At 62.6% G+C, this 26,693-nt stretch carries 27 protein-coding genes; 11 read left to right on the top strand and 16 right to left on the bottom strand.

All coding sequences use genetic code 11. From position 1 onward, the window contains the following. Positions 1–1,923 (top strand): Kelch repeat-containing protein, encoded by a 1,923-nt coding sequence (locus tag OEG82_RS12800; RefSeq protein ID WP_267612812.1) that lies wholly within the window; start codon positions 1–3, stop codon positions 1,921–1,923. A gap of 158 nt (positions 1,924–2,081) precedes the next feature. Continuing rightward, positions 2,082–2,441, top strand: coding sequence for a hypothetical protein (locus OEG82_RS12795; RefSeq protein WP_267612811.1), 360 nt, complete (start codon positions 2,082–2,084; stop codon positions 2,439–2,441). A 115-nt stretch (positions 2,442–2,556) separates the two neighbouring features. On the opposite strand, the gene OEG82_RS12790 is transcribed toward OEG82_RS12795, so the two are convergent. From OEG82_RS12790 to OEG82_RS12780, 3 genes are all read right to left on the bottom strand, one after another. Then, positions 2,557–3,351, bottom strand: coding sequence for a creatininase family protein (locus tag OEG82_RS12790; protein WP_267612810.1), 795 nt, complete (start codon positions 3,349–3,351; stop codon positions 2,557–2,559). A 19-nt stretch (positions 3,352–3,370) separates the two neighbouring features. After that, positions 3,371–3,760, bottom strand: coding sequence for a RidA family protein (locus tag OEG82_RS12785; protein WP_267612809.1), 390 nt, complete (start codon positions 3,758–3,760; stop codon positions 3,371–3,373). Between the two features lie 61 nt (positions 3,761–3,821). Continuing rightward, the gene (locus OEG82_RS12780; RefSeq protein ID WP_267612808.1) at positions 3,822–4,088 is read right to left on the bottom strand and encodes a hypothetical protein; all 267 of its coding nucleotides are present in this window, start codon (positions 4,086–4,088) and stop codon (positions 3,822–3,824) included. Between OEG82_RS12780 and OEG82_RS12775 the strand changes: the two genes are divergently transcribed. The 7 genes from OEG82_RS12775 (at position 4,058) to OEG82_RS12745 (ending at position 10,655) form a co-directional block, all read left to right on the top strand. Further along, the gene (locus tag OEG82_RS12775; protein WP_425497586.1) at positions 4,058–5,059 is read left to right on the top strand and encodes an ABC transporter substrate-binding protein; all 1,002 of its coding nucleotides are present in this window, start codon (positions 4,058–4,060) and stop codon (positions 5,057–5,059) included. The genes OEG82_RS12780 and OEG82_RS12775 overlap by 31 nt on opposite strands. A 69-nt stretch (positions 5,060–5,128) precedes the next feature. Further along, positions 5,129–5,911 carry an ABC transporter ATP-binding protein gene (locus OEG82_RS12770; protein WP_267612806.1) on the top strand — a complete coding sequence of 261 codons (783 nt, stop codon included), beginning with the start codon at positions 5,129–5,131 and terminating at the stop codon, positions 5,909–5,911. Next, positions 5,901–6,752: an ABC transporter permease gene (locus OEG82_RS12765; protein ID WP_267612805.1), complete on the top strand. Its 852-nt coding sequence runs from the start codon at positions 5,901–5,903 to the stop codon at positions 6,750–6,752. The genes OEG82_RS12770 and OEG82_RS12765 overlap by 11 nt, the downstream gene beginning before the upstream one ends. Continuing rightward, the gene (locus OEG82_RS12760; RefSeq protein ID WP_267612804.1) at positions 6,753–8,075 is read left to right on the top strand and encodes a cytosine deaminase; all 1,323 of its coding nucleotides are present in this window, start codon (positions 6,753–6,755) and stop codon (positions 8,073–8,075) included. It begins immediately after the preceding gene. Positions 8,076–8,078: 3 nt separating this feature from the next. Beyond that, a complete protein-coding gene (locus OEG82_RS12755) occupies positions 8,079–9,476 on the top strand; it encodes an FAD-binding oxidoreductase (RefSeq protein WP_267612803.1) in 1,398 nt (465 codons plus the stop codon). Positions 9,477–9,486: 10 nt separating this feature from the next. Continuing rightward, on the top strand, positions 9,487–10,068 hold the full coding sequence (locus OEG82_RS12750) for an NAD(P)H-dependent oxidoreductase (protein WP_267612802.1): 582 nt from the start codon (positions 9,487–9,489) through the stop codon (positions 10,066–10,068). Then, positions 10,068–10,655, top strand: coding sequence for an NAD(P)H-dependent oxidoreductase (locus tag OEG82_RS12745; protein WP_267612801.1), 588 nt, complete (start codon positions 10,068–10,070; stop codon positions 10,653–10,655). The genes OEG82_RS12750 and OEG82_RS12745 overlap by 1 nt, the downstream gene beginning before the upstream one ends. A 6-nt stretch (positions 10,656–10,661) precedes the next feature. Here OEG82_RS12745 and maiA read toward each other — a convergent pair whose 3' ends face one another. From maiA to OEG82_RS12680, 13 genes are all read right to left on the bottom strand, one after another. Next, on the bottom strand, positions 10,662–11,297 hold the full coding sequence (maiA, locus tag OEG82_RS12740; RefSeq protein ID WP_267612800.1) for a maleylacetoacetate isomerase: 636 nt from the start codon (positions 11,295–11,297) through the stop codon (positions 10,662–10,664). Between the two features lie 10 nt (positions 11,298–11,307). After that, positions 11,308–11,502 carry a DUF2783 domain-containing protein gene (locus OEG82_RS12735; protein WP_267612799.1) on the bottom strand — a complete coding sequence of 65 codons (195 nt, stop codon included), beginning with the start codon at positions 11,500–11,502 and terminating at the stop codon, positions 11,308–11,310. A gap of 3 nt (positions 11,503–11,505) precedes the next feature. Continuing rightward, positions 11,506–13,113, bottom strand: a complete 1,608-nt coding sequence (locus OEG82_RS12730) for an FAD-dependent oxidoreductase (protein WP_267612798.1) — start codon at positions 13,111–13,113, stop codon at positions 11,506–11,508. A gap of 50 nt (positions 13,114–13,163) precedes the next feature. Then, positions 13,164–14,114 carry an MBL fold metallo-hydrolase gene (locus tag OEG82_RS12725; RefSeq protein WP_267612797.1) on the bottom strand — a complete coding sequence of 317 codons (951 nt, stop codon included), beginning with the start codon at positions 14,112–14,114 and terminating at the stop codon, positions 13,164–13,166. 9 nt (positions 14,115–14,123) lie between these two features. Continuing rightward, on the bottom strand, positions 14,124–15,134 hold the full coding sequence (locus OEG82_RS12720) for a fumarylacetoacetate hydrolase family protein (protein WP_267612796.1): 1,011 nt from the start codon (positions 15,132–15,134) through the stop codon (positions 14,124–14,126). 100 nt (positions 15,135–15,234) lie between these two features. Beyond that, positions 15,235–16,566 carry a homogentisate 1,2-dioxygenase gene (gene hmgA / locus OEG82_RS12715; RefSeq protein ID WP_267612795.1) on the bottom strand — a complete coding sequence of 444 codons (1,332 nt, stop codon included), beginning with the start codon at positions 16,564–16,566 and terminating at the stop codon, positions 15,235–15,237. A 158-nt stretch (positions 16,567–16,724) separates the two neighbouring features. After that, complete coding sequence (gene mmsB / locus OEG82_RS12710) at positions 16,725–17,594, bottom strand: 3-hydroxyisobutyrate dehydrogenase (protein ID WP_267612794.1); 870 nt, start codon at positions 17,592–17,594, stop codon at positions 16,725–16,727. Between the two features lie 243 nt (positions 17,595–17,837). Next, positions 17,838–18,860 (bottom strand): enoyl-CoA hydratase/isomerase family protein, encoded by a 1,023-nt coding sequence (locus tag OEG82_RS12705; protein WP_267612793.1) that lies wholly within the window; start codon positions 18,858–18,860, stop codon positions 17,838–17,840. Beyond that, a complete protein-coding gene (locus OEG82_RS12700) occupies positions 18,857–20,005 on the bottom strand; it encodes an acyl-CoA dehydrogenase family protein (protein ID WP_267612792.1) in 1,149 nt (382 codons plus the stop codon). Before OEG82_RS12700 ends, OEG82_RS12705 begins: the two co-directional genes overlap by 4 nt. Before the next feature lie 42 nt (positions 20,006–20,047). Continuing rightward, positions 20,048–21,547: a CoA-acylating methylmalonate-semialdehyde dehydrogenase gene (locus OEG82_RS12695; protein ID WP_267612791.1), complete on the bottom strand. Its 1,500-nt coding sequence runs from the start codon at positions 21,545–21,547 to the stop codon at positions 20,048–20,050. Between the two features lie 116 nt (positions 21,548–21,663). After that, entirely contained in the window at positions 21,664–22,440 is a 777-nt protein-coding gene (locus OEG82_RS12690) for an SDR family NAD(P)-dependent oxidoreductase (RefSeq protein WP_267612790.1), read from the bottom strand. Positions 22,441–22,442: 2 nt separating this feature from the next. Further along, positions 22,443–23,468 (bottom strand): phosphotransferase family protein, encoded by a 1,026-nt coding sequence (locus OEG82_RS12685; RefSeq protein WP_267612789.1) that lies wholly within the window; start codon positions 23,466–23,468, stop codon positions 22,443–22,445. Between the two features lies 1 nt (position 23,469). Then, positions 23,470–24,288: an SDR family oxidoreductase gene (locus OEG82_RS12680; RefSeq protein WP_267612788.1), complete on the bottom strand. Its 819-nt coding sequence runs from the start codon at positions 24,286–24,288 to the stop codon at positions 23,470–23,472. A gap of 203 nt (positions 24,289–24,491) precedes the next feature. On the opposite strand from OEG82_RS12680, the gene OEG82_RS12675 reads away from it, so the two are divergent. After that, complete coding sequence (locus tag OEG82_RS12675) at positions 24,492–25,718, top strand: acyl-CoA dehydrogenase family protein (RefSeq protein ID WP_267614943.1); 1,227 nt, start codon at positions 24,492–24,494, stop codon at positions 25,716–25,718. Between the two features lie 4 nt (positions 25,719–25,722). Beyond that, entirely contained in the window at positions 25,723–26,688 is a 966-nt protein-coding gene (locus OEG82_RS12670) for an NADPH:quinone oxidoreductase family protein (RefSeq protein ID WP_267612787.1), read from the top strand. The last annotated feature ends 5 nt before the right edge of the window (positions 26,689–26,693 follow it).

Raw genomic sequence — 26,693 nt, 5'->3', positions numbered from 1 at the left:
ATGACCACTCCTCCGCTGCTCAACTATGCCTATACCACCACCCCGGTTCCGCTGCAGATCAACGCCACCGGAGCCGGGATCACCGTCGTGGCCTCCAATCCCGGCATCTATTCCAATGACGCCTCGACCAATTATGTCGAAGTCACCTCGATCGTGATCAGTTTCGGCGCGCCGGGAACGGGCGGGTCGGCGCTGACCAGCGATCCGAGCGGCATCACCCATGCCGCGCCCGACGGCTGGAGTGTCGACGTCACCGGATTGCAGTTCACCTTCAAGCCTCCCACCGCCAACAATGGCAACCGGATATTCCCCAGCGACGGACTGGAATTTTCCTTCTCCGGCATCGCGATCAATGGCGCCACCGGCACGGTCGATGCCACGGTCAACGAAACGGCCTCAAGCCCGGGCGGCACGCCCCCCACCTTCTACCCGCCGCAGCCCAGGGAAATGCGCACCCAGATAGACGGGCTGGGCAAGTTTCCCGCCGAGTTCAGCATCCAGTCCTTTTCGGCCAGTCCCGCAGCCGTGGCCCCCGGTGGTGCGACACAACTGGCCTGGGTTGCAACAACCATCGCCAATTCCAGCTTCTCGCTGATCCGCACCTACCAGGGACAGGTCGAAACCATCACCCAGCACGGCAACGGAACCCCGCTTTCGGCGACCGATACCTATCCCAATCCCGGCAAGGGTGACAGCAGCAAGCTGCGGATCAACGGTTCCACCACCTTCACCCTGCAGGTAGTCTTCACCTCGGGCGGAGACGTCATACAGGCCCAGGACCAGTTCACCGTCAATGTTCCTGCGCCGACGATCGACAGTTTCACCGCGACCCCTGCCACCGGGTTGGCGGTGGGAGACGCGGTGACGCTGAGCTGGGCCACCGTGGCTGCGGAATTGGTCACCATCTCGCCGCCGCTGGATGGACTGCACACCGAAACCACGCTGACGGGAAACAAAACGGTGTTTCCGCTGGACTTCACCCGGTACCGGCTCACCGCCTCGGGCCAGGGGCTCAATGTCAGCCAGAGCGTGGTGCTGTTCCCGATGACACCGGGCTGGACCACACAGACAAGCAAGGCGCCCTGGGCGGTCAACCAGGTCCCCATGCTGTTTGCGCTCGACGACATCCTGTATCTGTATCCCGGCCAGCCGGGCAGCACCGACAACCCGGCCTACAGCTCGCCCGACGGCAAGAACTGGCTGCTCGTCAACCCGAACACCGACCTGTCGCACCGCACCGGCGCGGCCCTGGCCAACAGCGGAAGCTCGGTGCTGGTGATGGGCGGCATTCCCGCAGGCGGCAGTGCCGCACAGGACGTATGGGCAACCACGAACGGCGTGACCTGGGACCAGATCACCTCCAGCGCGGCATGGTCGGCGCGCAGCGGTGCCCAGGCGATCTATCGCAGCAGCAAATACTGGCTGATGGGAGGAAAGGACAGCGCCAACCGCAACGATGTCTGGTCTTCCCCCGATGGCAATACCTGGACGCAAGCGACTGCGGCTGCCGCATGGCCCGCCCGCAGCGATTTCTCCCTGGTCGAGATGGGGGGCAAGCTCTATCTGTTCGGCGGCAATGGCGACAGCGGCCTGCTCAACGATCTCTGGACCAGCACCGACGCGATCAGCTGGACCGAAATCTCCATTCCGCCCTTCGGCGATGAATCCCCTGCGGCGCGAAGCAATGCCGTTCTGTACGGGCTGAGCAGCAAGTTGATGCTGTATGGCGGCACCGGTGCAGGCGGGGCTCTCAACGATTGCTGGTTCTGGGACAGCTCCAGCAACTGGGTGCACACCAACGGACCGTCAGTGCCGGCCGGCGCGGCGAATTTCGCGGCAACCCAGTATAATGGCGGCAACTGGCTGATGGGCGGTTCGGTCGGCACCGATTTCGGCAAGGGCGTATGGGTCTATGCCGAATAGATCTCACGGGCCGATCTCCGCCTCTGGTAGAGGCTGCCTGTCGGGTCCGACCCCATGTCATGACCGGTAAGAATGCAGTGATGATATAAACAGTTCGTTAGCTCGACTGTGTGAACACTGGGCCATGTAATCCACGGCTTTGTCAGGACCATTCATACATGCAGCCGAAAAGACATGCGCTTACCCAGTTGGGCAGCCCGGGGGCCACGCGGCGGGTATATCTGCGCCGCGATACCAATTGTCCGGTGATCGTGCATGTCGGCAAGCGCAATGGCGGCGATCGCATCGCCGTGCCCTCGTGGCTGGTCAATATCTGCGAGGACGGCTGCCTGATCACCTCGGACCATATCCCCTACAAGGTTCTCGATGCCTATATCATCATTCCGGGCTTTGCCTCGAAGGTGCATGCAACGGTCAAGAGCCAGGGCAAGTTCACGCTCAACTTCAAATTCTCCACGCTGCTGCCGGCCGACATCGTCGACAAGGTGGCGCGCATCAAGACCATCGTGAAGTCCTGAGCGATTTTCCTCGGAATGCAATCAGTCTCGGCGCTGCGATCTGGTGATCTGGCGGTGCGAGCAGCGACAGCCGTGCTTGTGAGATGAACGTCGCCAAACGACCTGGCCGGAGGCCTTATGCCAGCCAGTCATCAAGCCTGGCGGCTCGGACATCACGCATCAAGTTGATGAAACCTTCGGCCTGATGCCGTGCCGTGGCCTCGCCCTTGGCCGCGGTCGCCAGCGCCGCCTCGCCGACGGCACCCGAGGCATTGAGATCGCTGGCAATCCAGGCGAAGGCATGTGGTCCGGTATGGCGCAGCAGATCGAAATCATTCTGCGCACGGGTGACGGCCGACACGAAGTTTTCGGCCTTGTCCATGGCCACCAGCTCGGGCCGGAAATGCAGCATCAGCGAGGTTTCGACATCGCCGCCATGGATGCCGTAGGATGTCTCGATCTCGCTGTACATCTGAGCCGGAAGGCCGAACCGCATCCAGGAGGTCTTGACCGCCAGCATGCGGGCGCGAACCCGAAGCTCGCGCGCGACAATGCCCATGACCTCTTCATTGCCGCCATGGGAATTGACCATCACCACCTTGCGGATGCCGGCGCGGACGATGGAATGGCCCAGTTCGACCCAATGCTCGATCAGAGTCGTCGCCGGAATGGTCAGCGTGCCCGGCGCATGCTGGTGCTCGTTGGATTTGCCGACACACTGGATCGGCAGGATGCGAATATCGAGATCGTCGGGCACCTGTGCAATCACGGTGTCGAGCATGCCCTGCATGATCGATGTGTCGGTGGAGACCGGAAGATGCGGCCCGTGCTGTTCGATCGCGGCAATCGGCAGCACCGCGATGGTCGCTTCCGGATCCAGCCCGTCAAATTCCCGTGTGGTGAAATCGCCCCACCAGATTTTCCGCGTCATTGGTCATCTCCCAAATGTCTTACCCCTGCGCGGCCGCAGCGATAACCTCGATCTCGACCTTGAACACCTCGCGGGCAAAGCCCGAGACGATCATCAGTGTCGACGCCGGGGCCGGATCGCCAAACAGGCGGTCGCGGACCTTCATGTAACCGGGCAAATGTGCCCGATCGGTGACAAAGGCGTTGATCCGCACGATATCCGAGAGCTGCATTCCGGCTGAGCGAAGAATTTCGGAAATATTGGCAAAACACAGCTCGGTCTGGGCTTCGGCGCTTTCGGGAATCTCGTCATCGATGGTGATCGACAACTGCCCGGAGCAGAACATCAGGCGGTTTCCGGGCGGGACTTCCACGCCATGGCTGTAGCGGGCAAAGGGCGCGCGGATGGTGTCTGGCGTATGGTGTTTCATCGCGGTTGCCCCGGTTCAAGCCTTCGATAGCGGACCATTAAACCCACAAAGTTTTGCAAGTCTATTCCAAACCGGCCGGGAATGGTTCAATCTGACGCATGTCGTCAATTGCAGGCGAAAACTTGAGCAGTCTGGTCAGACAAGGTGCATTTTTCTCGGCGTGACCACGCAGCTTCATCCGAGCGACCTGACCGGGTCCGGCGCTGTCCATGGTGGCATGCGGCTTGCTTGAATTGGCTGTTGGCATAATCACCGGGTTCAATTCGAAAGCCCGCGCAAAATCAAGGGATGGTGTACATGACGCTTCTTCTTCGCTCATCAGTCGCATTGGCGGCTGTCCTGGCTTTCGGCACACAGGCCTCTGCGGCTGAGTCCGTCACCTTCGGCACCAACTGGCTGGCGCAGCCCGAACATGGCGGGTTCTATCAATCCGTGGCCGACGGCACCTATGCCGCCTGCGGTCTCGATGTGACCATTGCCCAGGGCGGACCTCAGGTGAACAACCGCGCATTGCTGCTGGCCGGCAAGATCGAGTTCCACATGGGCGGCAACATGCTCGAAGCCTTCTCGGCGGTCGAGCAGGAGATCCCGGTCAGGGTTGTCGCAGCCTCCTTCCAGAAGGAGCCGCAGGTTCTCATGACCCATCCGGGTCAGGGCCTCGACACCTGGGAAGACCTCAAGAATGCCGAGCAGTTCATTCTCGGCGATGCCGGCTTCCAGAGCTATTACCAATACATGATCACCGAATACGGGTTCGATGCCTCCAAGCGCGTGCCCTACACCTTCAACCCCGCACCTTTCATCGCCAACCCGAAATCGGCGCAGCAGGGCTACATCACCTCCGAGCCCTTCGCGGTCGAACGTGAGGGCGGCTTCAAGCCGAACCTGTTCCTGGTTGCCGATCATGGCTTCGACACCTATTCGACCACCATCGAGACTATGCAGGCGACCATCGACGAAAAGCCTGAAGTGGTGAAATGCTTTGTCGAGGGCTCGATCAAGGGCTGGTACAATTATCTCTATGGCGACAACTCAGCCGCCAATGCGCTGATCCAGAAAGACAATCCGGACATGACCGACGAGCAGATCGCGTTCTCGATCGACAAGCTCAAGGAATATGGCATCGTCGATTCCGGCGACACCGAGACCATGGGCATCGGCGCCATGACCGACGAACGGATGGCAAGCTTTTACGACAAGATGGTCAAATCCGGCGTGGCCAAGGACGGCATCGACATCAAGGCCTCCTACACGCTGGACTATGTCAACCAGGGCATCGGGCTCGACCTGAAGAAATGATGCATCACCCGCCCGGCTGAATCACATCCGGGCGGGTCCCTGATCCTGCCGCCTAGCATCTGGACACCCATGCCCGACCGGACAAATCCCTTCCTGATCCTGCAATCCATTGGCAAGACTTTCGCATCCGGTGTCACCGCTCTGGACAATGTCAATCTGACGATCAACGAAGGCGACTTCATGAGCCTGCTCGGCCCGTCGGGCTGCGGCAAGTCGACAGCGCTCAGGATCATTGCCGGGTTGTCGTCGCCGACCTCCGGCGTGGTCGACTGGCGCGGGCCACAGCTTGAGCAAAACGACATCGGCTTTGTCTTTCAGGAACCGACCCTACTGCCCTGGGCCAGTGTCTATGACAATGTCTGGCTGCCGCTGCGGCTGCGCGGCGTCTCCCGCAAGCAGGCCGAGCCGCAGATCGCGGAAGTGCTGGAACGGGTGCATCTGACCGGCTTTGAGACCGCCGTGCCGAGGGAACTCTCCGGCGGCATGAAGATGCGCGTCTCCATCGCCCGCGGACTGGTGACCAGGCCACGCATGCTGCTGATGGATGAGCCCTTCGCCGCTCTCGACGAGATCACCCGGTTCCGGCTCAACAACGACCTGCTGGAACTGTGGCAGGAGCGCCGCTTCACGGTGCTGTTCGTCACCCATTCGGTGTTTGAAAGCGTGTTTTTGTCCAATCGCATCACCGTCATGGCGGCGCACCCGGGCCGGGTGTTCGAGGAACTCAGCATCGATGCGCCCTATCCGCGCGATGCGGCCTTCCGGACATCGCCCCATTACGCGCAACTGTGCCGCAACACATCCGACACGCTGTCGCGCGCCATGGGGCTGGAGGCAGCCGATGTCCATTGAAACCGCACATCCGGTGGTGATCGACGCCGACGAAGCCCGCCGCGAACGCAACCGGCGGATGGAACGCACCGGACGCTGGCTGTTGCCGCTGATCATCATGGCAGCCGCCATCATCTTCTGGGACCGGATCTGCGTCTGGAACGAGATCCCGAAATATATCCTGCCGCGCCCGGGCGTGGTGCTCGACACGCTGATCGAGGATGCGGGCCTGTTGTTTTCTTCGCTGCTGGTCACGCTGCGGATCACGCTCTTGTCGCTGGCGCTGGCGGTGTTTGGCGGGGTCGGGCTGTCGGTGCTGTTCACCCAGTCGCGCTGGATCGAGATGAGCCTGTTTCCCTTTGCCATCGTCTTGCAGGTCACGCCGATCGTGGCGATCTTTCCGCTGATCAACATCTATGTCGATGACCAGACCACCAAATTGCTGCTCTGCGCCTGGATCGTCGCCTTCTTCCCGATCCTGTCCAACACCACGCTGGGCCTCAATTCGGTTGACCGCAACCTGATCGACTATTTCAAGCTCAATGGCGCCACCCGCTGGCAGACGCTGTGGCACCTCCGGCTACCGGCGGCGATGCCCTATTTCCTCGGCGGATTGAAGATCGCCGGCGGCCTGGCGCTGATCGGCGCCGTGGTGGCGGAATTCGTTGCCGGCACCGCCGGGCAGTCCTCCGGCCTGGCCTCGCGGATCATCGAGGCCGGCTATCGCCTCAATGCACCCCGGCTGTTTGCCGCGCTGATCCTGATCTCGCTCACCGGCATCATCATCTTCCTGGCCCTGTCCTGGATTTCCCACCTCGTGCTGCATCGCTGGCACGAGAGCGCGCTCAAACAGGAGCAATAGGTGACCCCGCGTTCCATCACCCTGCCCGCCTCCGGGGCCTTTACGCTCGCCAATCTGCGGCTGCACCGGTCCCATGTGCGGCAAGCCGAAGCGCTTGCCTTCGACACCGACGGCTTTGCATTGGCCGAGATCGACATTGCCGGCGGTTTGATCACCGGCATAAGCTCTGCAGGCCCGCAGCCCGCAAGCGGCAATGCCATCGATTGCCGCGGCGGCATCGTGTTCCCGGCTTTCGTCGATTGCCACACCCATATCGACAAGGGCCACATCTGGGGTCGCAAGCCCAACCCCGACGGAAGTTTCCCCGGCGCGCTGACTGCCGTTGGCGAAGACCGGAAAGCCCGTTGGACGGCGGACGATGTCGAGCGGCGGATGGAGTTTTCGCTGGCCTGCGCCTATGCCCACGGCACGGGCTCGCTGCGCACCCATCTTGATTCCGTGCCACCGCAGGAAGACATCTCCTGGGAGGTCTTCGCCACGGTGCGGGAGCGCTGGAAAGACCGGATCGCGCTGCAGGCAGCCTGTCTGTTCGGCATTGACGAAGCTCGAAACGAGAGCTGGTTCAATCGCCTGGCTGATATCGTCGCGCGCCATCGCGGCGTGTTGGGCGCGGTCACCTATATGGTGCCGGATCTTGATCACCTGCTCGACCGGATGTTTGTCAAAGCCATCGATCTGGGGCTGGATCTGGATTTTCACGTCGACGAGACCGACGACACCGATGCTGTGTCGCTTGACCGGATTGCCGACGCCGCCCTGCGTCACGGCTTTGAAGGCAGGATCCTTGTCGGCCATTGCTGCTCGCTGGCGCGCCAGCCGGATGAGCAGGTGAAGGCAACACTCGACAAGGTTGCCCGCGCCGGCCTCTCCATCGTGTCGCTGCCGATGTGCAACATGTATCTGCAGGACCGGCGCAGCGACGCGACGACCCCGCGCTGGCGCGGCGTCACGCTGCTGCATGAAATGGCGGCGCGCGGCATCAATGTCTGCGTCGCGTCCGACAACACCCGCGATCCGTTCTATGCCTATGGCGACCTCGACGTGCTGGAGGTCTATCGCGAATCCACCCGCATCCTGCATTTCGACCATCCGGTCGGCGCCTGGCCCGCGACTGTGACTGCCAACCCCGCACGCGCCATGGGGCTTTCCGATACCGGCACGCTGACCGTGGGCGGCAAGGCTGATCTGGTGGCGTTTCGCGGCCGCAGCCTGACCGAGCTTCTCTCCCGCCCCGAAAGCGGCAGGACGGTGATCCGCGATGGACAAGCGATTGATGCCCGCCTGCCCGACTATAGTGACCTCGACGATCTGATGGAGCCCTGAGCCATGGACATGACTGCACTGATCGCCGATCTCGATGGCATCCGCATCGAGGAAAACGACAAGATCATTCAGCAGAAGAGCCGGGATTTCTACTGGTATTCGCCGGTGCTCAAGCGCCAGCTCGACCATGTCACCGCCGATCTGGTGGTGTCGCCCAGGACAGAAGCCGAGCTGATCCACGTCCTCAAGGCCTGTTACGCCCGCAATGTCCCCGTCACTCCGCGCGGCACCGGGACGGGCAATTACGGCCAGGCCATGCCGCTGTCGGGCGGCGTGGTGCTGAGCCTGGCCGATCTCAACGAGATCAGGCAGATTTCGCCCGGCCGGGTGATCTGCGGTCCCGGCGTGATCTGCTCCGATCTCGACAAGGCCGCGCGCGAAGCGTCCGGGCAGGAACTGCGCATGCATCCCTCCACGGCGCACACCGCGACCATCGGCGGTTTCATTGCCGGCGGCTCGGGCGGAGTCGGCTCGATCTCCTGGGGCGGCTTGCGCGATTTCGGCAACATCATCCGGTTGCGCGTCGTCACCATGGAAGCCGAGCCACAGGTGCTGGAGCTGACCGGCGAGGATTTGCACAAGGTGACGCACGCCTATGGCACCAACGGCATCATCACCGAAGTCGAAATGCCGCTGGCGCCGGCCTATGACTGGGTCGACTCCATTGTCGGCTTTGACAGCTTCGACGAAGCTACCGTCTATGCCAATGCGCTGGCCCGCCAGGACGGCATTCTCACAAAGCTGATCTCGGTGGTCGCGGCCCCCTGCCCGTTCGACTATTTCAAGCGCCACCAGAAATTCCTTACAGAAGGCCAGAGCGTGGTTCTGGTCATGGTGGCGCCGCACAGCCATGACGCCTTCAAGGCGTTCACCGCCCGGCACAGCGGCGAGATCGTCTTCGACGCCACCACCGCAGGCGATCTGAAGGGTCTGCCGCCGATGTTCGAACTGGCCTGGAACCACACCACCTTGCGTGCATTGCGGGTCGATCCGGCCTGGACCTATCTGCAGACGCTGTACCCGTTTCCCAACCAGCTTGAGCTCACCTCGAAAATGGACAGGATGTTTCCCGGCGAGCTGATTTCGCATCTCGAATTCGTCCGATTCGATGGCGACATCACCTGTTTCGGCCTGCCGCTGATCCGTTATTCCAACGAAGAACGGCTCGACGAGATCATCGATCTGCACAATGCCCATGGCTGCCCGGTGTTCAATCCGCACCGCTTCACGCTTGAGGAAGGCGGCATGAAGCAGACCGACGAGATCCAGCTCGCCTTCAAGCGCCAGGCCGATCCGAAAGGCCTGCTCAATCCGGGCAAGATGATCGCCTGGGACGATCCGGATTATGATTTCCAGTCCGGAAAGGTCTGGTTGTTCAAGGGCTTGAAACAGGCAAGTTGAGGCAGAAACAATGCGTGTTCTCGTGGTCCATGCCCATCCGGTCGCAGCAAGCTTCAATGCCAGCCTGTATCGCCTGACCATCAACCGGCTTGCCGCCAATGGCCATGAGGTCGATGCCATCGATCTCTATGAGGACGGGTTCGATCCGGTGATGAGCGAGACGGAGCGGCTCAATTATCACGATCTGCAGGTCAACCGCCAACCGGTTGAAGCCTATGTCGAGCGATTGCTTGCCGCCGAAGCCCTGGTGCTGGTTTATCCGGTGTGGAATTACGGCTTTCCGGCCATTCTCAAGGGCTGGTTCGACCGCGTGTTCCTGCCCGGCGTGTCCTTCGGTCTGGTGGGCGGCAAGGTCCAGCCCTCACTGCACAATATCGGCAGAATCCTGGTCGTGACCTCCTATGGCGGTTCGCGTTTCCGCTCCTGGCTGATGGGCGATCCGCCGCGCAAGATCGCCAACCGGATGCTGCGCGCAACCGTCAGACCGGGTGCGCCTGTCACCTACCTCGCCCACTACGACATGAACCTTTCAACCGACCAGACACGGCAATTTTTCATGTCCAGGGTGGAAAGAGCTTTGGACAAAATCTGATGCGCATTCTTCTGATCTATTGCCACCCGGTGCCCGAAAGTTTTTGCGCGGCAATTCGTGACGCGGCGGTCAGCACTCTAGAAAAGGCCGGCCACGAAGTGGATCTGCTCGACCTCTATGCCGAAGGCTTTGACCCGGTGATGGCGGCGGACGAACGACGCCATTACAACGAAATGAAGCTCGCCGACCATCCGTTCCCCGATCACGCCGAACGGTTGCAGGCGGCGGAAGGACTGCTGTTTGTCTATCCAACCTGGTGGTACGGATTGCCGGCCATGCTCAAGGGCTGGCTCGACCGGGTCTGGACGCCGGATCTCACCTTCCGCATTCCTGACGGGCCCGGCCCGATCGAGCCGCTGATGACGCATATCAACCTGCTCGGCGTGATCACCACCTGCGGCGCGCCGCGCTGGTGGTCCTATGTGGTCGGCCATCCCGGCAAACGCACGATCCTGCGCGGCATGCGCGCGCTGTGCGGCAAACACTGCCGGCGGCTGTTCATGGCGCATTACATGATGGACAAATCCACGCCGGAGAGCCGCGCGCGCTATCTCGCGTCAGTTGAAAAACGGCTCGCAAAGATCTGAAACCGATCAATAATTGTTGTTGTCCGGATGCGCGCGGGCAAAGCCGGGCACCTGATCGCAGGCCGCTCGAATTGCCTGAATGCGTTTGAACGCAGAGAGATCCGCGCCCCAGCGCTCGGCATTGTAGATCTGCGGAATCAGGCAAATATCGGCAAGCCCCGGCGCATCACCATGGCAGAAATACCCCGTTGCCGGATGGTCGAGCAGCGCCTCGAAGGCGGCCAGTCCCTGGCTGATGAATTTTTGCATCCAGACTACCCGCATGGCGTCATCGCCGCCGGCCAGCTCAAGTACGTGCCCGACCACCGACAGATTGCAGACCGGGTGGATATCCATGGCGATGGCATGCGCCAGCGCCCTCACCCGGGCCCGGCCGGCAGAGTCGTCCGGCAACAGTGACACGCCGCGGGTCTCCACCAGATATTCGATGATCGCCAGCGACTGGGTCAGCATCAAGCCGTCAATCTCCAGCGTCGGCACCAGCCCTTGCGGGTTGCGTTCGAGATTGTCAGCGGCCTTGTGCTCGCCCTTGAGCAGATTGACGACGACCTGAGTGTAGTCGATGCCCGCCAGATTGAGCGCGATCCGCACCCGGTAGCTCGCCGACGAGCGCCAATAGTCATAGAGCACCGGCTTGTCCATCAGATCGTCCTTATTCTTTCAGTGCGGCGGCGCGCAGGGCCTGCGACAGCACTTCGCGGTCGCCGATGTGATTGGCCAGCAAGAGAACCAGCCGCGCATTGAGCGCATCGCTTTCGGCCTTGCTGAGACCCTCATGGGTTGCCAGCAATTCGGCATAGAAATCATCCGGCGCCTGGATATTGGCCTTGGTATTCAGCTCTGCCATGGATTATCTCCCGATCGCTGTGAGCAGCGCCATTTTCACAGCCGTCTCGTCAAAATGGTCCCAGCGCGCGGCCACATGCTGGTCCGGCCGCACCAGATAGACCGCAGAACCGGCTTCGCCGAGATAACGTTGTGCGAGATAGCTATCGGCATCATCGACAAGCGACAGCGCCAGCCGCTTCGCCGTCACACCTTCGACCTTGATCCTGTCCGGCGCATCCTGATCGATGGTCAGCAGATAAAACCGGCTTCCCAGTTGATCGAGCAGCCAGCCGCCCGGGACCGGTGCATCCACCATCGGCGAGCCCGGACGGGTGCGCTGAGGCATCCGGTCACAATCCGGGCCGTTAAGCGGCGAGCCATCATAGGTGCAAGGCACCGACAATCGCCCCGAATTGACCATTGGCCGTGTCGCCTCATAGCGCTCGGAGAGATCCAGCACCGCATCGCGAAAGATCCGGCTGATCTCCGATTTCGGCGTTATGAAATCGGTCGAGCGCGAGGAATTGAGAATGTTCTCGTCCGCACCATGGACACGTTCGAGATCATAGCTGTCGATAAATGTAACTGGTGACTTACCGTCAAGGATCAGCTTGAGTTTCCAGGCCAGATTGTCGGTGTCCTGCAGGCCGGAATTGGCGCCGCGGGCGCCAAATGGCGACACCTGATGCGCAGAGTCGCCGGCAAACACCACCCGGCCCTCGCGGAACCGGTCCATGCGGCGGCACTGGAAGGTGTAGATCGAACTCCATTCCAGCTCGTAGCTGATCTCGTCGCCGAGCATCGCCCTCAGGCGCCGGTCAATGTTTTCCGGCTTGAGTTCCGCGTCGCGGTCAATGTCCCAGCCAAGCTGGAAGTCGATGCGCCAGACATTGTCGGGCTGCTTGTGCAACAGCGCCGACTGGCCGCGGTTGAACGGCGGATCGAACCAGAACCACCTCTCCGTCGGAAATTTGGCTTCCATCACCACATCGGCGATCAGAAAATTGTCCTCGAACACCCGGCCGGTGAAATCCAGTCCCAGCAGGGTGCGGATCGGCGACGCCGCACCATCGCAGGCGACCACCCAGTCGGCCTCAAGCTGGTACGGACCCTCCGGCGTGCCGACGGTCAGTTCCGCGCCGGCCGCGTCCTGCTTGACATCGAGCACCTTGTTGCCGCCGCGCAGCTCGACCGGCTTGCCCTCGGCCTGCAATTGCCGGACCCGCTCGACCAGGAACTGCTCCAGGTAATATTGCTGCAGATTGATGAAGGCCGGCCGCTTGTGGCCCTGCTCGGGCAGCAGGTTGAAGCCGAACACCTGACGTTCGTCAAAATAGACCTTGCCGAGATTCCAGACCACGCCCTTGTCGACCATCGGGTCGCCGCAGCCGAGCCGGTCGAGGATCTCGAGCGGCCGCTTGGCAAAGCAGATCGCCCGCGAGCCCCAGCTGACCTTGTCATTCTCGTCGAGCACCACGACCGGCACATCCTGCAGCGCCAGATCGATCGCCAGCGCCAGCCCCACAGGCCCGGCGCCGACCACCACCACCGGATGACGGACAGGTGTCGCGGCATCCTGATCGGCTGACCGCCGATAGGGATACAGCGGAACCTCAAAAACCTTGCTCATCACCCCTCCCGGGCTTCAGAGGGGCGGCAACAACCGCCCCCGATATGCACTCAGCCTTGCAGCTGTGCCCACATTTCGGCGTCGCGTTCGGCCGTCCAGATCCGTGGCGTGTCGATGCCGCGGGCCTCGTCATAGGCGCGGGCGACATTGAACGGCAGGCAATGTTCATAGATCGCGTAATCCTTGAACTTGTCGTCGCAGGCGGCGCGCACCGCATCCCAGGCTTCCTTCAGCGTGCCGCCACGGGCCACCACCTTGGCCACCGGCCGGTAGGTCGAGTCAACGAAATCGCGGGTGCTGTCGATGGCCGCTTCCACCATGTCCCGTCCAATCAGCGCATCGCCGCGGCCCGGACCGATCGCCTGCGGTTCATGCGCCTGGATCAGATCCAGCGTATCGCCCCAGTCCTCATAGTGGCCGTCGCCGCAATAGCAGGCCGAGTGATATTCGACGATATCGCCGGTGAACATGACTTCTTCGTCTGGCACCCAGGCAACGATGTCGCCGGCGGTGTGGGCGCGGCCCAGATGCATCAGGTCAACCCGGCGCTTGCCGAGATAGACGGTCATGCGTTCGGAGAACGTGGTGGTCGGCCAGGTCAGGCCGGGAATGCTTTCATGGCCCTGAAACAGCCGCGGGAAGCGCTGGAATTCGCTGTCCCAGTCTTCCTGTCCGCGCTCGGCAACCATGGCGGCGGCGACATCGCCCATGATCACCGTGGGCGCCTTGTAGGCAGACGCGCCCAGCACCCGGACCGCGTGGTAATGGGTCAGCACCAGATGGGTGATCGGCTTGTCGGTGACCGAGCGGATCTTTTCGATCACCTTGTTTGCCAACCGCGGTGTTGCCTGCGCCTCGATCACCATGACGCTGTCATCGCCGATGATGACGCCGGAATTGGGGTCGCCCTCGGCGGTGAATGCCCACAGGTCACGCCCGATCTCGGTGAACGAGATCTGTTTTTCCGCCATGTCGCCGGCGGATGCGAATTTCTTGCTCATCAGTGGTTCCTAATATTTTTCAACGGTTTGCTCGATGGCGCCAAAGATCGAATGGCCATCGGCATTCTTCATGTCGATGCGAACGGTATCGCCAAATTTCATGAAGGGGGTGACTGGTTTGCCCGAGGCAATGGTCTCGATCGTGCGGATCTCGGCGATGCAGGAATAGCCCGCGCCACCTTCGCCCACCGGCTTGCCCGGATCCCCATCCGGCCCCTTGTTGGACACTGTGCCCGAGCCGATGATGGTACCGGCGCAGAGCGCCCGGGTCTTTGCCGCATGCGCGATCAGTTGCGGGAAATCGAAGGTCATGTCGACACCGGCATTGGCGCGCCCGAAGGCTTCGCCATTGAGGTCGACATCAAGGGTCAGATGCAGCTTGCCGCCATCCCAGGCTTCGCCCAGGTCCTCGGGTGTCACCGCCACTGGCGAGAATGCCGTGGATGGCTTGGACTGGAAGAAACCGAACCCCTTGGCCAGTTCCGCCGGGATCAAGCCGCGCAGGCTCACATCATTGACCAGCATTACCAGTTCGATCGCTTCGCGGCAGGTATCGATGTCGGCGCCCATCGGCACGTCGCCGACGATGACGGCCACTTCGCCCTCGCAATCGATGCCCCAGGCCTCGTCCGCCATCCGGATCGGCCCGCGCGGCGCCAGGAAGGTGTCGGAACCGCCCTGATACATCAGCGGGATCTCCCAGAAACTTTCCGGCATTTCGGCGCCACGCGCCTTGCGCACCAGTTCGACGTGATTGACATAGGCCGAGCCGTCCGCCCACTGATAGGCCCGCGGCAGGGGCGACAGCGCGTCCCGCTCATGGAACCGCTCGGTCGGCTCCGCCCCGGTTTCCAGCATATCGGCCACATCCTGAAGCCGCGGCGCGACATGTTTCCAGTCATCAAGTGCTGCCTGAAGCGTGCGCGCAATGTGCGGCACGCCGGAGGCGCGGGTCAGATCGCGCGAGACGACGACCAGACGGCCATCACGGCTTCCATCACGGAGTGTGGCAAGTTTCATGCGGTTTTCCTTTGTGGTTTGGTGCGTGGCAGGGGCAAGTCCGGCCGATCCCTGCCCGTTTTGAGCGGACGATTGCAGCCTGTCATGACCTGAGGATGGCTCACTTGGCCCCCGACCAGCCACCGGCTTCCGGCGTGCCGTCAAATTTCCGCTCGATGCCTTCCCAGCAATTGACATAGCCGGTCTGCAAGGTTTCGAGCTCCGCGGCGTAGCGGGTCACCATTTGTGGGAAACGGGTTTCGAACATGAAGGCCATCGTGTCGGTCAGTTTGACCGGTTTCAGCTCCACCGTCGAGGCTTTTTCAAAGGCATCGTGATCGGGGCCGTGCGGCATCATCATGTTGTGCAGGCTCATGCCGCCGGGCAGGAATCCCTCTTCCTTGGCGTCATACTGACCCTGGATCAAGCCCATGAATTCGCTCATGATATTGCGGTGGTACCAGGGTGGGCGGAACGAGTGCTCGGCCACCAGCCAGCGCGGCGGGAAGATGACGAAATCGATATTGGCGGTTCCCGCCTCACCCGAGGGCGATGTCAGCACCGTGAAGATCGACGGATCGGGATGGTCGAACATGATCGCGCCGACCGGCGAGAATGTCCGCAGGTCATATTTATAGGGCGCGTAATTGCCGTGCCAGGCCACCACGTCGAGCGGCGAATGGCCGATGGCCGTGACATGAAACGCGCCGCACCATTTGATATGGACCAGACAGGTGGTCTCCTTGTCCTCGAACGCTGCGACCGGGGTCTTGAAGTCGCGCGGATTGGCCAGGCAATTGGCGCCGATCGGGCCGCGTTCCGGCAGGGTGAACTTGGCGCCGTAGTTTTCACAGACATAGCCGCGCGCCCGCTCGACGCCTTCGGCCCGCTTCACCTTGAACATCATGCCGCGCGGCAGCACGGCGATTTCCAGCGGGCCAACCTCGATGATGCCCATCTCGGTGAAAATCGACAGTGCGCCTTCCTGCGGCACGATCATCAGTTCGGCATCGGCATTGAAGAAATAGTCGTCCTCCATGTCGGCGGTCAGCGCATAGAAATGGGTGGCCATTCCCGCCTGCCCGACGGCGTCGCCGGCCGTGGTGATGGTGTGGACCGAATCGAGAAAATGCACCGGCCCTTCCGGGTAGGGCGTCGGGTCCCAGCGCCGCTGGCCGAGCGAAAGGATATCGGAGACGTGATGCGGGGCCGATTTCCAGGTCGGCCGGTCAATCACCCGGAAATCGGTGGTGTGGCGCACGCTGGGCCGGATCCGGTAGAGCCAGGAGCGCTCATTGGTGCCGCGCGGCGCGGTAAAGGGCGAGCCGGAGAGTTGCTCGGCATAGAGCCCGTAAGCGCAGCGCTGCGGTGAGTTCTGACCCTGCGGCAGCGCGCCCGGCAGGCTCTCGGTTTCAAAGTCGTTTCCAAATCCCGGCATATAGGCAAGCGACATTGGAGCACTCCAATTGCTGTTTTAATCTCGCCGCATGAAATCAGTTGTAAATGTAACTATCAAGGCATGGCTGCCGCGATGCACGGATTGGAACGGCAACCGGAGTGAAGGCATCCGAGCCGCCGGATCGCATCCCGGGCCGCCTGAATTGCCTCGCCTCAGCCCCGGTCCTTGCTCATCAGAAGTGGCAGCAGAGCGGAAAAATCCATGCCCTTGCCCTCGCCTGCCACGAAGTCTGCATAGATTTCCGTCGCCCGCGCGCCCATCGGCGTTTGTGCAGACACACTCCCTGCGGCCTGTTGCGACAGTTTGAGATCCTTGAGCATCAGGTCTGCTGCAAATCCCGGCTTGTAACCATTGTCCGCCGGGCTCTGCGGTCCGACGCCGGGCACCGGGCAATAGGTGTTGACCGACCAGCAGGAGCCGGACGAGGTCGAGACCACATCGAACAGGCTCTGTGCCGACAAGCCCAGCTTCTCGGCCAGCGCAAAGGCCTCGCAGGTGCCGATCATCGAAATGCCAAGCAGCATGTTGTTGCAGATCTTGGCCGATTGGCCTGCACCCGCGGCCCCGCAATGCACGGCCTTCTGGCCCATGATCTCGAACAGGGGTGCAGCCCGGGCAAAAGCCTCGTCGCTGCCGCCGGCCATGAAGGTCAGCGTGCCCGCGGCCGCCCCGCCGACGCCGCCCGACACCGGGGCATCAACCGACAGCAGACCATTGGCGGAAGCGAGCTCATGTGCTGCGCGAGCGCTGTCGACATCCACCGTCGAGCAATCGATGAACACCGAGCCCCCGGCGCCCGCCGGCACGATTTCGGCATAGACCGAGCGCAGGATCTCGCCATTGGGCAGCATGGTGATCACCGCATCCATGCCGGTTGCGGCTTCTGCCGCTGATTTGGCTGTGGCGGCGCCCTCAATGGTGACGCCGGCGACATCGAAGCCTGTCACCTCATGCCCGGCCTTGATCAGGTTCGCCGCCATCGGCGCGCCCATGTTTCCCAGTCCGATAAATCCGATTTTCATGACGTCCTCCTCGTGGTTGGCCCAGCCCCATGCGGCGCTGGGGTGATGTCGCGGCCCCAGAAAACCGCCTGCCGAAACAGTGGCCGCAGCCCGACCTTCTCAGCCCCTCCCCTTGCGGGAAGGGGTTGGGCGTGGTCTGAGCCGACAGCAGGTTCAGTATCCGCCGAAACTCCCTACCCCCACCCGGATCAGCTTCGCTGTCGCTCGCTTCTCCGGCCTCCCGGACACCCGACCGCCCGGCTTTCAAAACTCAATATCGCCGCCCGGAGGTTCCGACAGCATGGCCGCCACCGTCTCGGGCGTGACGTCCTCGACACTGGCATGGCGCCAGCGCGGGTTCCGGTCCTTGTCGATGATCGCGGCGCGGATGCCCTCGATGAAATCGCCTTCCGAGGCGCTGCGCGAGGTGAAGCGGTATTCCTGTTGCAGCGCAGCCCGGATCTCATTGCTCTGACGCGCGCGCCGCACCAGCTCGATGGTGCAGCTTGCCGACAGCGGCGAGCCGGTCCGAATGGCCTTGGCGGTCGCGGCACCCCAGTCGTCATTCGGCAGGGAGGCCAGAATGTCACTGAGGCTCTCCGCGCCAAAATGCGTGTCGATCAATGTCCGGACAGCCATCAGCGGACCGTCTTCAGGATCGCGTGCAAGAGCTGCCACCGCAGACCAGTCTCCGGTCTCGATCAGCGTTTCCGTCAGCCCCGTCCAGTCGGCCTCGGGGACAAAATAGTCGGCAAAGCCCGCCAAAATCGCGTCGGACGCGTTCATGCGGTAGCCGGTGACGCCGAGATATTCGCCCAGATGTCCGGGCGCGCGCGCCAAGAGCAGCGTGCCGCCGACATCGGGCACCAGCCCGACCGCGCATTCGGGCATGGCGATCTTCGAACTCTCGCCGACCACCCGATGCGAGCCATGCAGCGAGACGCCGACGCCGCCGCCCATGGTAAAGCCCTGGCAGAGCGCGATATAGGGTTTGGGATAGGCCGCGATCTTGGCATTGAGCCGGTATTCGTCGCGCCAGAAGCGCCTGCCCGGCTCGAAATCACCTTTCGAGGCCGTCTCATGCATGAATTGCAGATCGCCACCGGCAGAGAAGGCCTTGTGGCCTTCGGCATCGATCAGCACGCAGGCCACGCGGTCATCATCGCGCCAGCCATCAAGGGCTGCTTCGATCGCCAGCACCATCTCGTGGCTCACGGCATTGAGCGCTTCGGGCCGCTGCAGCGTGATCTGGCCGATGCGGCCGATCTTGCGGATACGGATGCTCATGCGGTCCGCTCCGCCAGCAAGGCCCGGGATATGATCACCCGCATGATTTCGTTGGTGCCTTCGAGGATCTGATGCACGCGGAGATCACGGACGATCTTTTCAACCCCGTAGTCGGCCAGATAGCCGTAACCGCCATGCAGTTGCAGCGCGTCATTGGCGACGTTGAAGGCAGTGTCGGTGACAAAACGCTTGGCCATGGCGCAATATTTGGTGGCATCTGGCGCCTTCCGGTCAAGCTTGCTTGCGGCCTGGCGCAGAAAAATCCGCGCCGCCTGCATCTGGGTCTCCATGTCGGCCAGCCGGAACTGCAGCGCCTGGAACTGGTCGATGGATTTGCCGAAGGCCGTGCGTTCGCCCATATAGATCAGCGTCTTGTCGAGCGCAGACTGCGCCCCGCCAAGCGCGGAGGCGGCAATGTTGAGCCGCCCGCCATCAAGCCCGCTCATGGCATAGCGGAAGCCCGCGCCTTCTTCGCCAAGCAGGTTGTCCGCCGGAATGGCGCAATCATCAAACTGCACTTCCGATGTCGGCTGCGAGCGCCAGCCCATCTTGTCTTCCGGCGCGCCGAAGGAAAGTCCCGGCGTGCCGTTCTCGACAACGACGGCGGAGATGCCTTTCGGGCCGTCGGCGCCGGTGCGGGTCATCACCAGATAGAGATCGGAGAATCCGCCGCCGGAGATGAAGGCCTTGGTGCCATTGAGCCTGTAACCCTCATTGGTCCGGTCGGCGCGGGTTCTGAGCGCCGAGGCGTCGGACCCGGATCCCGGCTCGGTCAGGCAATAGGAGGCGATCGTTTTCATGGTGACGAGATCGGGCAGCAGGCGCGCTTTCATCTGATCCGAGCCATAGGCCGAAATCATCCAGCTGCACATGTTGTGGATCGACAGGAACGAGGCCACCGACGGACAGGCCATCGACAGCGCCTCGAACACCAGCGTGGCATCAAGCCGGGTGAGGCCCGAGCCGCCATCGCCTTCCGGCACATAGATCGATGCCAGCCCCAGCGCTGCGGCATCTTCGAGAACGGCGCGAGGGATCGCGCCGTCCTTTTCCCACTTGGCGGCGAAGGGGGCGATCTTCTCGGCGCCGAATTCGCGCGCCATGTCAAAGATTGCCTGTTGCTCTTCGTTCAGCTCAAAATCCATGGCAATTTGCGCCTCCTCGCCCGCAATTGACCTTAAGTCCGATCACCCCATGGTGGGGATGGAGAACTCCGCACCTTCCTTGATACCGGAAGGCCAGCGCGCGGTCACCGTCTTGGTGCGCGTGTAGAAGCGGAAGGAATCCGGGCCGTGCTGGTTGAGGTCGCCGAAGCCGGATTTCTTCCAGCCGCCGAAGGTGTGATAGGCCAGCGGCACCGGGATCGGCACATTGACGCCGACCATGCCGATATTGATGCGGCTGACGAAATCGCGCGCGGTGTCGCCGTCGCGGGTGTAGATCGCGGTGCCGTTGCCATATTCATGTTCCATCGGGTAGCGCAGCGCTTCGGCATAGTTGGGCGCGCGGACCACGGAGAGCACCGGTCCGAAGATCTCCTGGGTGTAGATGTCCATGTCGCGGGTGACATTGTCGAACAGGCAGCCGCCGACGAAATAGCCGTTCTCATAGCCCTGCATCGAGAAATTGCGGCCATCGACCACCAGCTTGGCGCCCTGCTCCACGCCGGAATTGACCAGTCCCAGCACCCGGTCGCGGGCCTCCCGCGTGACCAGCGGTCCGAAATCAACGTCATCGCCGTCGGTATAGGGTCCGATCTTCAGCGCCTCGACGCGCGGGGTCAGCTTTTCGATCAGCCGGTCTGCCGTCTCCTGGCCCACGGGAACCGCAACGGAAATCGCCATGCAGCGTTCGCCGGCAGCACCGTAACCGGCGCCGATCAGCGCGTCGACGGCCTGGTCCATGTCGGCATCAGGCATGATGATCATGTGGTTCTTGGCGCCGCCGAAGCACTGGACGCGCTTGCCGTTGGCGCAACCGCGGGCATAGATATATTGTGCGATCGGGGTCGAGCCGACAAAGCCGATGGCCATGATTTCCGGATGGTCGAGGATCGCGTCAACCGCTTCCTTGTCGCCATTGACGACATTGAGGATGCCGTCCGGCGCACCGGCTTCGCTCATCAGTTCGGCCAGCATCAGCGGCACAGACGGATCGCGCTCGGAAGGCTTGAGGATGAAGGCATTGCCGGCGGCAATCGCCGGGCAGAATTTCCACATCGGGATCATTGCCGGGAAGTTGAACGGGGTGATGCCGGCCACCACCCCCAGCGGCTGGCGCAGCGAATACATGTCGATGCCGGGTCCGGCGCCTTCGGTGAATTCACCCTTCAGAAGATGCGGCGCGCCAAAGCAGAATTCGGCCACTTCGAGGCCGCGGATGACGTCGCCCTTGGCGTCGGGAATTGTCTTGCCGTGTTCGCGCGACAGCGCTTCGGCGAGCTTGTCCATGTCGCGATGGAGAAGCTGGACGAATTTCATCAGCACCCGGGCGCGCTTTTGCGGGTTGGTTGCAGCCCAGCCGATCTGCGCCTTGGCAGCGATGGCAACCGCCTGATCCATTTCCTCGTTCGAGGCCAGCGGCACCCGCGACTGCACTTCGCCGGTGGCCGGGTTCATCACATCGGCAAACCGGCCTGATGTGCCCTTGACGTGCTGGCCGCCGATAAAATGTGTGAGTTCTTGCATGGTCCTGCCTCCGGGCTGATTTTGATGTCGCAACTGTGCGCCTACTGATCTTGAAGTTCAATCGGCCAAATCGCTCAACCGATGTGCGAAAACTGTAGCGCCAGCCTGTGCGTCGATCACGCCGCCGACAGGCCGCCATCGATCTGCAGCGTCTGGCCGGTGACGAAACTCGATGCAGGATCGGCCAGAAAGGCCAGGCCGGCAATCACTTCGTCGACTTCGGCCAGACGTCCCATCGGGATTGCCCGCACCAGCGCGGTTTCGGCCTCGTCATGGCTGCCGCCGGACTGGGCGAGAAAGCCGGTGACCATCGGCGTGCGCGCGAAGGACGGGCACAGGGCGTTGACCCGCACGCCGCGCCGCGCATATTCGATCGCCGCGGATTTGGTCAGCCCGACCACGCCATGCTTGGCCGCGGCATACATCGACAGCATCGGCGCGGCGACGACGCCGGCCACCGATGCGACATTGACTATGGCGCCCTGCTCTCCGGTGTCGCGGAAACGCTGTTCCAGCGCCGGCAGCTGCGCCCGCATGGCATAGAACACGCCCATCAGGTCGACGTCTATGATCTGCCGCGCGACATTGAGCGGGGTTTTCGGCAAGGGCGCCATGTCATGGGCGATGCCGGCATTGTTGACTGCCACATCCAGTCTCCCGAAGCGCGACAGAGCCGTTTCGACCAATTGCTCCGATAGCTCCGGATCGGTGATGTCGCCGGCCACGGCAATGGTTTGGCCGCCCAGCCCCCGCGCCAGATCATCAAGTGCGTCCGCTGCAAGATCGCTGAGCACCAGGCTGGCGCCGGCCCCGGCGAAGAATTGTGCGGCAGCCCGGCCGAAGCCGCCGGTCGCGCCGGTGAGAATGACCACCCGGCCCTCGAAATTCGCCATGCTCACGCCTTTCCCGAAATGACCTCACTGGCCATCGACGCCAGCAGCGGCACCGCCTTGCCAATCTCGTTGGCGCGTTCCGGATTGGACGCGTTGCCGTCGAGGGACCGCTTGTAGACGCCTTGCAGGATCGCGGCCAGCTTGAAGAACGAGAAAGCCAGGCAAAACGGCCAATTGTCGACCGCAATGCCGCTGCGCTCGGAATAGCGGGCGACATAGTCCTCTTCGCTGGGGATTCCGAGTTCAGTCAGATCGAGCCCGCCCAGTCCTCTGAAGCCGCTGGCATGCGGCAGCCGCCACTGCATGCACTGGTAGGACAGGTCCGCCAGCGGATGGCCCAGGGTGGAGAGTTCCCAGTCGATCAGCGCCAGCACGGTTTCGCCATGGGCCGAGAAGATCATGTTGTCGAGCCGGAAGTCGCCATGGACGATCGAGACCCGTCCGTCATCATCGGGCAGATGCTCCCAGAGCCAGTCCATCAGCCGGTCCATGTCCGGCAGATCATCGGTTTTGGTGGCCAGATATTGCTCGCTCCAGCGGCGGATCTGCCGGGCGAAGTAATTGCCCGACCGGCCGAAATCGGCCAGCCCCGCGGCTTCGGGATCGACCCTGTGCAGCCGCGCCAGCACATCATTCATGCCGTCATAGATTGCGGCGCGTTCCTCAGCCGTCATGCCTGGCAGCGCCGGATCCCAGAAGATCCGGCCCTCGACCAGTTCCATGACGAAATACATCCGGCCGATGGCGCTGTGTTCGCCCGACAGGCCGTGGACTTTCGGCACGGGAACATTGTTGTCGGCCAGCGCCTGCATCACCCGGTATTCGCGGTCGACCTGGTGGGCCGATTTCAGAAGCGTTCCCGGCGGCTTGGCGCGCAGCACATATTTGCCGCTGTCGGCTTCCACGCGGTAGGTCGGATTGGACTGGCCGGTGTTGAATTTCTCGATCGCATGGAGACCTGAAAAACCGGGCACCAGCTCGTGCAGTTCATCGGCCAGGGCTTCCATGTCAAAGGCGGGTTCTTCCATCTCAGGCATCCTTGAACAGGCGGATGGCGTGTTGCACCGACAATCCGCCATCGATGGGAAGGATCGCGCCGGTGATATAGGATCCGGCGCGGCTGCACAGATAGATCGTGGCACCCGCCACATCGTCGGGCCCGCCGATGCGGCCCAGCGGCACCCCTGCCCCGACCCGGTCGACCTGGTCCTCGCGCGACGTGGCAAAGGCGGTCATCCGGCTCTGAAACGGTCCGGGGGCAAAGGCATTGACGGTGATGCGCTCGGCGGAGAGCTCTTCGGCCAGAATCCTGGTCAGATGATGCACTGCCGCCTTGGACGCCGAATAGGAATAGGCGCCGTCGGCGGCAGGCTGGGTGCCCATGACCGAGCCGAGATTGATCACCCGCGCCGGGTCGGCGTCGCTGGCAGCTTTGAGCAACAAGGGCGTCAGATCGCGGGTCAGCGTGAACAGGCCCGCGACATTGACCGACATCACCTTGGCCCAAGCTGCATGCGGGAAATCGGCATAGGGTGCGCCCCAGGACACGCCGGCATTGTTGATAAGAATATTCAGCTTGTCGGTGCGCGCGCTGACCGCCTCGACCAGGTCGGCCACGCCCTCGGCGGTGCCGACATCGCCGGCAAAGCCCTCCGCCGATCCGGAGGCGCCGAGGCTGTTGAGCTCTTCGGCCACCCGGACGCAATCCTCGCCCTTGCGCGAGGCGATCATCACCCGTGCGCCGGCCTGTACCAGCCCGGTGGCGATCATCCGGCCGATCCCGGTGGCGCCGCCGGTCACCAGCGCGATCCTGCCGTTTACCGAAAACAGATCTTCGACATAGCTCATTGGTGTTCCCTCCGCCCGCTGATGATCCAGCACATCCGCCTGCACCTCAATCCCGGATGAATTGCTCCCAGACAATTGCCGCCCGAACCAGTGACCGCTAGCATGGCAAACAATTGACGTGTGCGTAAAGGGAAGATTCGGAGAAAGCTGCGAATCCGCGCGACGCATGCAAGCGGGAGAGAGCATTGACCCACGCAAGCAAAATGGACCTGGGTGTCACGCAGCATCTGCAGCCCATTCTCGAAGCGGTGCGCGACATGGTGCGCAACGAGATCATGCCGCTTGACGATGAATTCCTCGCCGAAGTCGGCAGCCAGGGCGACCGCTGGAGCTACACCGCCCGGCAGACCGAGATCCTCGAGGGGCTGAAGGCCAAGGCCAAGGCGCGCGGGTTGTGGAACCTGTGGCGCGCCAGATCCGAGAAGGGGCTGACAACCGTCGAATATGCCTATCTCGCCGAGGAAATGGGCAAGGCGCATCTGGGCGCCGAGACCTTCAACTGTTCGGCGCCGGACACCGGAAACATGGAAGTGCTCGACCGCTATTCCACACCAGCGCACAAGCAGCAGTGGCTCGAACCGCTGCTCAATGGCGAAATCCGCTCCGCCTATCTGATGACCGAGCCCGATGTGGCCTCCTCGGACGCCACCAATGTCTCGATGTCCTGCGTTCGTGATGGCGATCATTACCTGCTCAATGGCGAAAAATGGTGGGCCTCGGGCGCCGGCGATCCGCGCTGCAGGATCTATATTGTCATGGTCCGCACCGGTGGGGACGAAACGCCCAAACATGCCCGGCATTCGATGATCCTGGTGCCCGCCGACACCGCCGGAATCGAGAAATTGCGGCCGATGCAGGTCTATGGCCAGGACGACGCGCCACATGGCCATTTCCATCTCCGCTTCACCAATGTCCGGGTGCCGGCGAGCAATTTGCTGGTCGGCGAAGGCAAGGGGTTTGAAATCGCCCAGGGCCGGCTCGGACCGGGACGGATCCACCATTGCATGCGCGCCATCGGCCAGGCCGAAATGGCGCTGGAACTGATGTGCAAGCGGGCGCTCGAGCGCGAAGCCTTCGGCAAGAAGATCGCCCAGCTCGGCGCCAATTTCGACATCATCGCGGAATGCCGGATGGAAATCGAACAGGCACGGCTTCTGTGCCTCAAGGCAGCCTGGATGATGGACCAGGGCGACGGCCGCGCCGCAGCCCCCTGGATCAGCCAGATCAAGGTGGTTGCCCCGCGGGTGGCGTTGAAAGTCACCGATGAGGCGGTGCAGATGTTCGGCGGCCAGGGCATTTCCCAGGACACGCCGCTGGCGCGGATGTGGACGCATCTGCGCACGCTGCGAATGGCCGACGGCCCGGATGCGGTGCACCGGCGCCAGGTGGCGCGGCATGAACTCAAGCAATATACCCAGGAAAAGGTCTGATCCGATGAAAGCCATTGTCTGCCCCGACTACGGACCTGTTTCCAATCTCGACTATCGCGACCTGCCCGACCCCGAGCCCGGCCCGGACCATGTGGTGATCAAGTCGGAAGCCATCGGCGTCAATTATCCCGACGGGTTGCTGGTCCAGGGGCTTTACCAGGCAAAGCCGGAGACGCCGTTCGTTCCCGGCATGGAGGCCGCCGGCGTGGTCGAGTCGATCGGCCGCAATGTCATTCACGTCAAGCCCGGCGACCGGGTCGTCACCCTGCTTGATCACGGCAGTTATGCCGAGAAGGTGCTGGCGCCGGCGTCACGGGTCTATGCGCTGCCCGACACGATGAGCTGCGAGGACGCCTGCGCGCTGATGTGCGCCTGGGGAACCGCGCATCACGGCTTGCGGCAACGGGCCAATCTGAAGGCCGGCGAGACGCTGCTGGTGCTTGGCGCCGCCGGATCGACCGGGCTTGCGGCGGTTTCCATCGGCAAGGCGATCGGCGCCCATGTCATTGCCGTGGCCTCGACGGCGGAAAAGCAGACCGCCTGCCTGGAAGCCGGCGCCGATGTGGCGCTGCCCTATGAGGGCTTGCGCGAGGCACTGAAATCCTATCCCGGCCGTGGTGTCGATGTTGCCTTCGATCCGGTCGGCGGCGCAGGCTTTGATGTCGCCGCCCGCGCCATGGCCCGCAATGGCCGGCTGCTGGTGGTCGGCTTTGCCTCGGGCGAGATTCCGAAACTTCCGGTCAATCTGGTGCTGCTCAAGGAATATTCGGTGATCGGCGTGTTCTGGGGCTCGTTTGTGGCCAAGGAACCGGCCGTCTATGCCGCCAACAACCGCGAGCTCTTTGCCTGGCATTCGACCGGGCTGATCAAGCCGCGGATCGACGAACGCCAGCCTTTGGCGAAGGCGGCAACCGCGCTGCAGCGGATTCTTGATCGCGGCGCCATCGGCAAGACAATCCTGATCCCGTAAGGACC

It is taken from the genome of Hoeflea ulvae (assembly GCF_026619435.1).
Classification (GTDB): domain Bacteria; phylum Pseudomonadota; class Alphaproteobacteria; order Rhizobiales; family Rhizobiaceae; genus Hoeflea; species Hoeflea ulvae.
The sequence above is the reverse complement of the archived record's forward strand: the minus strand, read 5'-3'. Positions and strand labels throughout refer to the sequence as shown.

What these genes read in the sequence shown, in the direction of transcription:
- OEG82_RS12745 (WP_267612801.1), top strand. Translation starts at nt 10,068, where the DNA reads ATGCGCATTCTTCTGATCTATTGCCACCCGGTGCCCGAAAGTTTTTGC.
- OEG82_RS12730 (WP_267612798.1), bottom strand. Translation starts at nt 13,113, where the DNA reads ATGAGCAAGGTTTTTGAGGTTCCGCTGTATCCCTATCGGCGGTCAGCC.
- OEG82_RS12800 (WP_267612812.1), top strand. Translation starts at nt 1, where the DNA reads ATGACCACTCCTCCGCTGCTCAACTATGCCTATACCACCACCCCGGTT.
- OEG82_RS12700 (WP_267612792.1), bottom strand. Translation starts at nt 20,005, where the DNA reads ATGGATTTTGAGCTGAACGAAGAGCAACAGGCAATCTTTGACATGGCG.
- maiA (WP_267612800.1), bottom strand. Translation starts at nt 11,297, where the DNA reads ATGGACAAGCCGGTGCTCTATGACTATTGGCGCTCGTCGGCGAGCTAC.
- OEG82_RS12765 (WP_267612805.1), top strand. Translation starts at nt 5,901, where the DNA reads ATGTCCATTGAAACCGCACATCCGGTGGTGATCGACGCCGACGAAGCC.
- OEG82_RS12750 (WP_267612802.1), top strand. Translation starts at nt 9,487, where the DNA reads ATGCGTGTTCTCGTGGTCCATGCCCATCCGGTCGCAGCAAGCTTCAAT.
- OEG82_RS12725 (WP_267612797.1), bottom strand. Translation starts at nt 14,114, where the DNA reads ATGAGCAAGAAATTCGCATCCGCCGGCGACATGGCGGAAAAACAGATC.
- OEG82_RS12790 (WP_267612810.1), bottom strand. Translation starts at nt 3,351, where the DNA reads ATGACGCGGAAAATCTGGTGGGGCGATTTCACCACACGGGAATTTGAC.
- OEG82_RS12795 (WP_267612811.1), top strand. Translation starts at nt 2,082, where the DNA reads ATGCAGCCGAAAAGACATGCGCTTACCCAGTTGGGCAGCCCGGGGGCC.
- OEG82_RS12785 (WP_267612809.1), bottom strand. Translation starts at nt 3,760, where the DNA reads ATGAAACACCATACGCCAGACACCATCCGCGCGCCCTTTGCCCGCTAC.
- OEG82_RS12695 (WP_267612791.1), bottom strand. Translation starts at nt 21,547, where the DNA reads ATGCAAGAACTCACACATTTTATCGGCGGCCAGCACGTCAAGGGCACA.
- OEG82_RS12675 (WP_267614943.1), top strand. Translation starts at nt 24,492, where the DNA reads ATGGACCTGGGTGTCACGCAGCATCTGCAGCCCATTCTCGAAGCGGTG.
- OEG82_RS12690 (WP_267612790.1), bottom strand. Translation starts at nt 22,440, where the DNA reads ATGGCGAATTTCGAGGGCCGGGTGGTCATTCTCACCGGCGCGACCGGC.
- OEG82_RS12685 (WP_267612789.1), bottom strand. Translation starts at nt 23,468, where the DNA reads ATGGAAGAACCCGCCTTTGACATGGAAGCCCTGGCCGATGAACTGCAC.
- mmsB (WP_267612794.1), bottom strand. Translation starts at nt 17,594, where the DNA reads ATGAAAATCGGATTTATCGGACTGGGAAACATGGGCGCGCCGATGGCG.
- OEG82_RS12670 (WP_267612787.1), top strand. Translation starts at nt 25,723, where the DNA reads ATGAAAGCCATTGTCTGCCCCGACTACGGACCTGTTTCCAATCTCGAC.
- hmgA (WP_267612795.1), bottom strand. Translation starts at nt 16,566, where the DNA reads ATGTCGCTTGCCTATATGCCGGGATTTGGAAACGACTTTGAAACCGAG.
- OEG82_RS12735 (WP_267612799.1), bottom strand. Translation starts at nt 11,502, where the DNA reads ATGGCAGAGCTGAATACCAAGGCCAATATCCAGGCGCCGGATGATTTC.
- OEG82_RS12775 (WP_425497586.1), top strand. Translation starts at nt 4,058, where the DNA reads ATGACGCTTCTTCTTCGCTCATCAGTCGCATTGGCGGCTGTCCTGGCT.
- OEG82_RS12705 (WP_267612793.1), bottom strand. Translation starts at nt 18,860, where the DNA reads ATGAGCATCCGTATCCGCAAGATCGGCCGCATCGGCCAGATCACGCTG.
- OEG82_RS12755 (WP_267612803.1), top strand. Translation starts at nt 8,079, where the DNA reads ATGGACATGACTGCACTGATCGCCGATCTCGATGGCATCCGCATCGAG.
- OEG82_RS12770 (WP_267612806.1), top strand. Translation starts at nt 5,129, where the DNA reads ATGCCCGACCGGACAAATCCCTTCCTGATCCTGCAATCCATTGGCAAG.
- OEG82_RS12680 (WP_267612788.1), bottom strand. Translation starts at nt 24,288, where the DNA reads ATGAGCTATGTCGAAGATCTGTTTTCGGTAAACGGCAGGATCGCGCTG.
- OEG82_RS12720 (WP_267612796.1), bottom strand. Translation starts at nt 15,134, where the DNA reads ATGAAACTTGCCACACTCCGTGATGGAAGCCGTGATGGCCGTCTGGTC.
- OEG82_RS12780 (WP_267612808.1), bottom strand. Translation starts at nt 4,088, where the DNA reads ATGCGACTGATGAGCGAAGAAGAAGCGTCATGTACACCATCCCTTGAT.